Here is an 8,077-nt window from a genome sequence, read left to right as displayed (position 1 = left end):
GACCTTCCGCTGCTCCTTCCGCGGGGAGTGCTGGCACGACGCTGAAAGGAGATCGAGGTAGTGACCGCCACCGGTGCACCCAGTGTCTTTGAGGCGGGACTTCCGCCGCTCGAATATGACATCACCGAATCGCCGCACGAGGTCTGCGCCCGTATCCGGGAAGCGCAGCGACAGGGCCCGGTCGCCATCGGCCCGTTCGGCCCCGAAGTCCTCTCTTACGACCTCGCCCGCAGTGTTCTGCGCGACACCCGATTCGTGATTCCCCCGGGTCTTCATCTGGCCGCGCAAGGCGTGACCTCAGGTCCGCTCTGGGACAGAGTCGTCGGCAGCATCATCTGCGCCGAAGGCGCCGAACATCATCGGCTGCGCAGCCTGGTATCGAGGGCATTCACACCGCGGGCTACCGCGCGTCTGCACGACATCATTGGCGAAGTGGTCAACGAACTGGTCGATGGCGTCGCCGCCGCCGGCCGCTGCGACATTGTCACTGATATTGCCAGCCACTATCCGATCCCGATCATCTGCGCTTTGCTCGGTGCGCCACGTGGAAGCTGGGCACAGTTTTCACGATGGGCAGAAGCCATCTTCAAAATGGTGAACTTCTCAGTCAATCTCGCCCACGAAATGCCCGCGATCCTTCGCGGATGGGCCGAGCTCGACGCCTACGTCGATGGGATGGTCGCCGAACGACGACACCGCCTGACCGACGACTTGCTCTCTGATCTCATCCGCGCCGAGGACCCGACTTTTCGAGGCGACCGGCTCAATGCCGACGAGCTTCGTATGACGGTGGCCGGATTGTTGCTTGCCGGAACGGATACCACTCGCAATCAGCTGGCCGCTTCCCTGCAGGTACTCCTCGATCATCCGGAGCAGTGGGCGGTGCTACACGAGCACCCCGAGCTCGCCATGCCTGCGGTCGAGGAGAGCATGCGCCACTCGCCCGCCGTGTGCAACACGGTCCGCACCGTGAACGACGACGTCGAGTTGAGCGGATACAGATTCCCCGGCGGCACCTACATTTTTGTGAATACTTTTGCAGCCAATCGCGATCCCGGCATCTACCAGGATCCCGACCGCTTCGACATCACCCGCAAGGGGGCGCCGGCGGTGCTCACATTCGGCGGCGGCGTGCACTATTGCCTCGGCGCGAACCTCGCCAGGCTGGAGCTGGCCGAAGGACTCAGGATCCTGGCAAACCGGCTGCCTGACGCCCGCCGGGTCGGACCGGCACCGTGGAAGCCGATGCTTGGCATGAGCGGGCCGATAAGTCTTTCCATAGAGTTCGGCCGCCGAGAAGGTCACGGATGAATGATTCATGGTCACGGTTGCATCACGTAGTCTTCGCGGTCGCACGTGAGCGACATGAAGCTGTGGGACAGCTCTTTACAGAACTGGGCTTCCGCTTCGAGGACATCAATTTGGACGAACTCGGGATCCGGGTGCTCCTGGATTGGAATCGAGGCATCGAGCTGATCAGTCCGAACCCGGGATCCACCGCTACGGTGGCTGCTTCGGTGACGGAATTCCTGGCGAGTCATGGTGATGGCGTTTTCACGGTGGTGGTGCAGGTTCCCGGAGCATCGCAGGCAGAGGAGATTGCCGAGCGTTACGGTTCGACCACACGCTTCCGGCAAGGCTTCGAGGGCGAGGGCAACTATCTCGAGGAAATCGACTTATCGGTGTTTGGCTTGCCCCTGACATTCCTGTCGACCAACCTGCCCTGAGAAGCCACGAAAGGGATTGCCATGAGGGAACTTCGGTTCGACGGCCGGGTTGCCATCGTTACCGGGGCGGGCGGCCAGGCCCCAAGCCTGGGCCGGTCCCACGCCACTCTGCTCGCCGAGCGGGGAGCCAAAGTGGTGGTCAATGACCTTGGCGTGGGCCCCGATGGGCGAGGAACCATGCGGGCGAACGCGGAGCAGGTCGTCGAAGAGATCCGCGACGCCGGTGGCGAGGCGGTTCCCGATCAGCACAGCGTTGCCGAGGAAGAAGGCGCCCGCAGTGTAGTAGCGACGGCACTGGACACGTGGGGACAGCTCGATATCGTGGTGAACAATGCCGGGGTCTGCTTCATGGCCCATTTCGACGAGATTTCCAGTGCCGACATCCGCAAGATCGTTGACGTGCACCTGATGGGCGCCGTGTGGATGTGCCGAGCCGCGTGGCCTCACATGCGTGAGGCGGGGTATGGACGGATTGTGAACACCACGTCAGGTGCGATGTTCGGGATCGAACACCTGTCCATCTACGGTGCGGCCAAGAGCGGCATCTTCGGATTGACACGCGGGCTCGCCGTCGAAGGCGCCGCATTCGGTATCAAAGTCAATGCGTTGGGACCCGCCGCCAACACCACCGCTATCCGCCACTTCAACGAGACTTCGCCTTTCACCTCGTTGATGGAAGCGCATTTCCCCACCAGCCTGGTGTCGCCCGCCGTCGCTTATCTGGCTCATGAGGACTGCGAGCTCTCGGGAGCCAACCTCGAAGCGGGCGCCGGCAACGTCGGCCTACGCGTTTTCGGCCAGACTGCCGGATACACCGACACTGACCTCACCATCGAGAAGGTCCGAGACAACCTCTCGACGATCACCGACACGCGTACGGCGACGATGATCCCCGACCCCGGCGAGCTACCCGCCGGGCCCATCGGTGCGGCCCAGATCGGCGTTGCTCTGAAGCCCTACCAACCGAATTGAGCAAATCGTCACTGCAGCCAGGGAGACACATGGCAAAGCTGATCACAGATCTCTTCCCCTGACCTAAGGAGCACGGCATGGCCGGGACCCATGACGCCCGCGAAATTCCGGAGCTCAACTTGGCAGATCTGCCGATGTCCCACGATCGTGGCGCCGGCTGGGCCGAGTTGCGAGACGCCGGCCCGGTGGTATTGAGTGACGGCTGGTACGCCCTGACTCGTCGAGCGGATGTCCTTATGGCACTGCGTAACCCGAACGTATTCTCTTCCAAGAAGGCTTTCGAGGTGGTGGGCAGCCCGCTGCCGCTGGTGCCGGCTGCGTTTGACCCTCCGGAGCACACCCGATTTCGGAAAATCCTGCAGCCGTTCTTCAGTCCACACGCACTGGCCGCGATACTGCCGTCGATTCAGACCCAAGCGATCGACATCATCGACTCGATCGCTGGACGCGACGAATGCGAGGTGATGGCCGACCTTGCCACACCGTATCCGTCGCAGGTCTTTCTGACGCTGTTCGGTCTGCCGCTGCAGGATCGCGAGCGGCTCATCAGGTGGAAAGACGCCATCATCGAACTGAGCATCCCGAACGCCGCCGCCGAAACCCCTAATCTGACACCGGCGCTCGAGCTGTTCGCTTACCTCGCCCAGGCCGTCGCTGCACACCGGCAGTGCCCGGGCGACGACGTCCTTTCTCAGGTACTTGCCGGCCCGGATGCGCTCAACGACGACGAAGCCCTTGGAATGTGTTTCTTTTTCGTTCTAGCGGGACTGGACACCGTCACGTCGGCTATCGGGGCGGCAATGCTCGAACTATCACGCCGCCCCGATCTACGCAGAAGGCTGCGTGCACAACCCCACGAAATCGGCGTTTTCGTCGAGGAGATCGTCCGACTGGAATCATCCGCTCCCGTCGTACCGCGGGTGACGACCGCGGCCGTCACCATCGCCGGCATCACGTTGCCCGCGGGCTCTCGGGTGCGGCTCTGCCTCGGCGCGATCAACCGGGACGGTAGCGACGAAATATCCGGTGATGACCTGGTGATGGATGGCAAGGTGCACAAGCACTGGGGCTTCGGTGGTGGTCCACACCGCTGCGTGGGTTCGCACCTGGCTCGGATGGAAATGAATGTCGTCGTGACCGAATGGCTTAGCCGCATTCCCCATTTCGAACTTGCGCCCGGATACCGGCCCGAGATCACCTGGCCATCCCCTACCTGCACATTGCCCCGGCTACCGCTGCGGATACTCGAAGGGACACCGTGATGTCGGCACCGAAAAGCACCGGGTTTTCGTAGCGGCATAAGCGGACCGACGAGTATGCCCACGCAGTTCTGACCCTTGCCGCTTGCGCCTAACGATCGGGCAGGTTAGGCGGCCAGTTCGAGCACGCGGATTTCACCCGTCGTCCCGTCGACCTCGATGAGCGCTCCTGGCTGCAACTTTCGGGTGGCACCCTGGACGTCGACCACGCAAGGGAAGCCGAATTCGCGGGCCACTACTGCGGCGTGGGACATCGGTCCGCCGAGCTCCGTAACGACGGCCGCGGCATAGCAAAAGGCGGCGGTGTAGCCGACGTCGGTGACCTCGGCGACCAGGATCTCGCCGGGTTGCAGGTCGTCGATCGTGTCCGGCCGTACGATGCGCACGCGGCCCCGCACCCGTCCGCCGCAGACGCCGACGCCGCGCAGGGTGTCCCCGTCGGCCAGCGCCGCAGTCGACACGGTCACCGGCCGCCAGCTGCCGCTGAACACCGTGGGGGGGACTACAGCAGCCAACCTGCGCTGTTCGGCTCGGCGTCGGGCCACCAGGTTTCCGGCATCCGTGCGCACCCCGTCAAGTTCGTCGACCAGAAGGTAGAAGACGTCGTCGGGACTGTCGAAGACACCGGCATCGGTCAGTCGTCGTCCGTATTCACGCAGCAGACCCCGCAGCACCCAGATGGCGCGCACCATTTTGTCGCGGCGCACTTCCCGATCGCGCAGTTGACGCGCGGAAACGACGGCAATCGGCTTGGCGTGCAACGGAATTTTTGCATACTGCGGTTGCGGCGCGGGCGAAGCATGCAAGGCCTTGGCGACCATCCGGACCAGCAGTTCGGGGTCGTCAGCGTAGCTGGTCGACAGCATCTCGACCTCCGCCGGGCCGCGGTGGCCGATCAGCGCCAGCTCCGCCGTCACCGCGGCGTGAAATTCCGGCGCATCGACGGCCAACTTGTCAAGGCGCTCGCCCGGTTCGGCCAGCAGGCGAATGACGTTCGGGTCACCTTGTGCGGCAACGACCAAACGTTGTACCGCCTCGACCGAACGCGCACTGACCAGATCCGGCCCGGCTCGCGTCGCGGCGTCTCGCCCGCACAGGGCACGCAACAACACGTTGAATGCGGCGCACAGCATGAACGACCCCGCGCCGGCCAGCACCCACCCGTGCACCACATGGTCGCGAGCCAACGAGATCAAAGCTAGCAGCCGGCTATCGTCTAGTTTGGTGAAGTCGTCCCCGGCCAGGCGCTCCAGCCGATCGATGTCGGCGGTGAAGTCGTGGGTGTCCAGCGGTGAGCCGGCGCTCAGACCCACCAGGTTGACGCCGAAGACGCCGATGTTGCGGACGGTGCGCAACTGCCTGCGCACGCGGCCGTGCGACGGCGGGCGCTGCTCACCGAAGATCGGGAGCGACGCCATGCTGGGACCGAAAAACCCGCTGTTGCTGACGATCATCGCGGGCTTGGCGAACGGAACCGTTTCGGCCATGAAGTGAGCCGAGGTAATCGCCCCGTAAAGCCGGTGGGCGAAGACCGCGACCGTTCGCCTGGCGATTTCGCGCTGAACCATCCCGCCGGGGCGCAGCCGCTCGGCGATGGCCACGCCGGCCGCGCGCAAACCGCGTACCGTCACCGACGCTGACGACGGCGAGAACGGCCCGGGCAAGGCCTCGGATAAGTTGGTGGCCAGGAAGGTCGGGAAGCGCGGGTCTATTGGGGTGTCGAACTCGCCGTTATCCCCCTGCGGCCCAGCAAATCTGGGAACCGTCCCGTCGGCGGCGGGGGCATCGACGGCAGGCAGATTTTGGATATTGGCCAACCGCCAGGGCAGTGCGACCACCCGCTTACCCAGGGTGACCCGCCCGCGCACTGCCAGAGCGAAGTCCTCGAGACATTCCTCGGCGTTCCACGCCGGCCGCAATGCCCACGCCTCGTGCAACCGCGAGGCGTCCATCGAGGGCACATTGCACAGGGATTCGAGTTCGGCCAGTGCGCGCAGCCGTCCGCGAAGCGCTGCCAGCCCCGGAACGACTGGCCGGTTGAGCGCGGCAGCGATCTGTCTTAGGGTCAGCGCGCCCGGCGCGGCGAGGTCGACGGCGCCGCTGTCGATTCCGGCGTCCAGGATCGCGCGGATGAAGAATTTAATCGCATCGTCGGTGTGGACCACTTGCACCCGGCGGTCGGCCGTCCCGTCGGGAAACCCTGGCAGCGCCAGCACCCGGCGCACCCAGTTATCCACTCCGCGGCCCAGCAGAAGGGCACAGCGGATGGCTACCCACGGTGCGCCGGAGTCCGCCAGCATCCGTTCCACGCTGGCCCTGCACTGGCCCTGGGTGGATACCGAATCGTAGGCATGCGCTGACGATGCGAAAACGATTCGTCCGCTTCCGGTCTTCGCCATCGCGTCAAGCACGTTGGCCGTGCCCTCCAAGTTGACCTGGCGCCCGATTCGGTCGCCCGGGCTGGGAGCCCTTACCCATGCGCAATGCACGACGACCTGTGCGCCGGCGACGGCGCGTCGGACCGCGGCAGCATCGCGGATGTCGGAGGTAACGAAGTCGGCTGAACTGGGCCAGCTTTCCGGTCGATGACGGGCGATCCCGGTAACCTCGTGGCCCTGGCTCACCAGTTTGGCGACGAGACCCCGCCCGAGCACTCCGCTGGCCCCGGTGACCGCTATTCGCGCTGGTTTACTGAGGTTTTCCGCGCTCATCGCCTACTCGTCGTCGTTCAGGAACGCCGCATTGACCAGGTCGTCGAGGTCCATGTCCGCGATGTCCTTCTCCGGGTTCGCTTCCCCGGCCGGAGACTGACCGCTACGGTCGGCTTCATTTGCCAAGGCGAGCAACAGCTCCAGCACGCCCGCCTGACGCAGCCGCTTGACCGGAATGGACGCCACGGCACTCCGGATCTCGGCTTCCCCGGGCGCTGCGGCCGGTGCGTGCTGCGATGAGCTGCCGACGAGCTCTTGGTGCATATAGCCGGCCAGCGCGGCGGAGTTGGGGTAGTCGAAGATGAGCGTGGGTGAAAGCGCAAGTCCGGTGGCGGCTTTGAGCCGGTTACGCATTTCCACGGCGGTCAGCGAGTCAAAGCCCAACTCCTGGAACGCCCGGTCCGGGTGGATGGCCTCAGCCGTCGTGTTGCCCAGCACGGTAGCGATGTGCGAACGCACCAGATCCAGCAGGACAGCCTGCTGCTCGTCCTCGGGTAGGCCTTCGAGCCGTTGCAGGAGGGCCGATTTCGACTTCGCGGCGGCCAGCGAGTCGTCAACCTGGCGCCGCGCGGGGGCGTTGATCAAGTCGACGAACATCGGCGGCAGGGTGCCGCCGTCGAACTTGGCGCGCAACGCGACCAGATCGATGCGAGCGGGCAACAGGAACGGCGCAGCTACAACCATTGCGGTATCCAGCAATTGGAGGGCCTCGTCAGAGGACATCGCGACGATGCCGTCGCGGGCCAACCGGGCGAAGTCGACAGTCTCCAACCCACCGGTCATGGCGCTGGCGTGATCCCACAGGCCCCATCCCAGCGACACCCCCGGCAGACCGTGAGCTTGCCGGTGTGCGGCCAGCGCGTCCAGGAACGAGTTGGCCGCGGCATAGTTGGCCTGCCCGGCAGCGCCTGCCAGCCCGGCGATCGACGAGAACATCACGAACGCCGACACTTTCATGTCTCTGGTCAGCTCGTGCAGGTTCCACGCCGCGTCGACCTTGGCCCGCAGCGCCACATCCAGCCGTTCGGGGGTCAGCGACGTCACCACGGCGTCGTCGAGCGCTCCGGCCGCATGGATAACCGCCGAGAGCGGATGCTGCACCGGAATATCGGCAATCGTCTGGGCCAGCGCCGCTCGGTCGGCAGCATCGCAGGCCACCACCTGCACATGGGCACCGGCCGCGCCGAGTTCGGCCGCCAGTTCTTGCGCTCCGGGGGCGTCCGCACCGCGTCGGCTCACCAACACCAGCTGCCGCACCCCGTGACGAGCCACCACGTGACGGGCCAGCGCCGAACCCGCCATCCCGGTGCCGCCGGTGATCAATACCGTGCCGCTCGCCCAGGCGTCGGGCAGGCTCATCACGACCTTGCCGACGTGGCGTGCCTGGCTCAGGTACCGCAGCGCGGCG

6 protein-coding genes are annotated in these 8,077 nt (G+C 65.1%); 4 read left to right on the top strand and 2 right to left on the bottom strand.

The annotated features are described in order from the left end of the window. Positions 1-60: 60 nt before the first annotated feature. The 4 genes from VML93_RS03750 to VML93_RS03735 all read left to right on the top strand — a co-directional run bounded on the left by VML93_RS03750 (position 61) and on the right by VML93_RS03735 (position 3,961). Positions 61-1,311 (top strand): cytochrome P450, encoded by a 1,251-nt coding sequence (locus tag VML93_RS03750; protein ID WP_325607815.1) that lies wholly within the window; start codon positions 61-63, stop codon positions 1,309-1,311. Continuing rightward, positions 1,308-1,727, top strand: a complete 420-nt coding sequence (locus VML93_RS03745) for a hypothetical protein (RefSeq protein ID WP_325607813.1) — start codon at positions 1,308-1,310, stop codon at positions 1,725-1,727. Before VML93_RS03750 ends, VML93_RS03745 begins: the two co-directional genes overlap by 4 nt. 21 nt (positions 1,728-1,748) lie before the next feature. Further along, positions 1,749-2,699: an SDR family NAD(P)-dependent oxidoreductase gene (locus tag VML93_RS03740; RefSeq protein ID WP_325607811.1), complete on the top strand. Its 951-nt coding sequence runs from the start codon at positions 1,749-1,751 to the stop codon at positions 2,697-2,699. Between the two features lie 77 nt (positions 2,700-2,776). Next, positions 2,777-3,961: a cytochrome P450 gene (locus VML93_RS03735; RefSeq protein WP_325607809.1), complete on the top strand. Its 1,185-nt coding sequence runs from the start codon at positions 2,777-2,779 to the stop codon at positions 3,959-3,961. 104 nt (positions 3,962-4,065) lie between these two features. On the opposite strand, the gene VML93_RS03730 is transcribed toward VML93_RS03735, so the two are convergent. Together VML93_RS03730 and VML93_RS03725 are read right to left on the bottom strand one after the other, a co-directional pair. Continuing rightward, positions 4,066-6,669 (bottom strand): sugar epimerase family protein, encoded by a 2,604-nt coding sequence (locus tag VML93_RS03730; RefSeq protein WP_325607807.1) that lies wholly within the window; start codon positions 6,667-6,669, stop codon positions 4,066-4,068. Positions 6,670-6,672: 3 nt separating this feature from the next. Further along, the coding region (locus VML93_RS03725) for a beta-ketoacyl reductase (protein WP_325607805.1) at positions 6,673-8,077 on the bottom strand (1,405 nt) is incomplete at its 5' end.

It is taken from the genome of Mycobacterium sp., assembly GCF_035499775.1.
Classification (GTDB): Bacteria; Actinomycetota; Actinomycetes; order Mycobacteriales; family Mycobacteriaceae; genus Mycobacterium.
The sequence above is the reverse complement of the archived record's forward strand: the minus strand, read 5'-3'. Positions and strand labels throughout refer to the sequence as shown.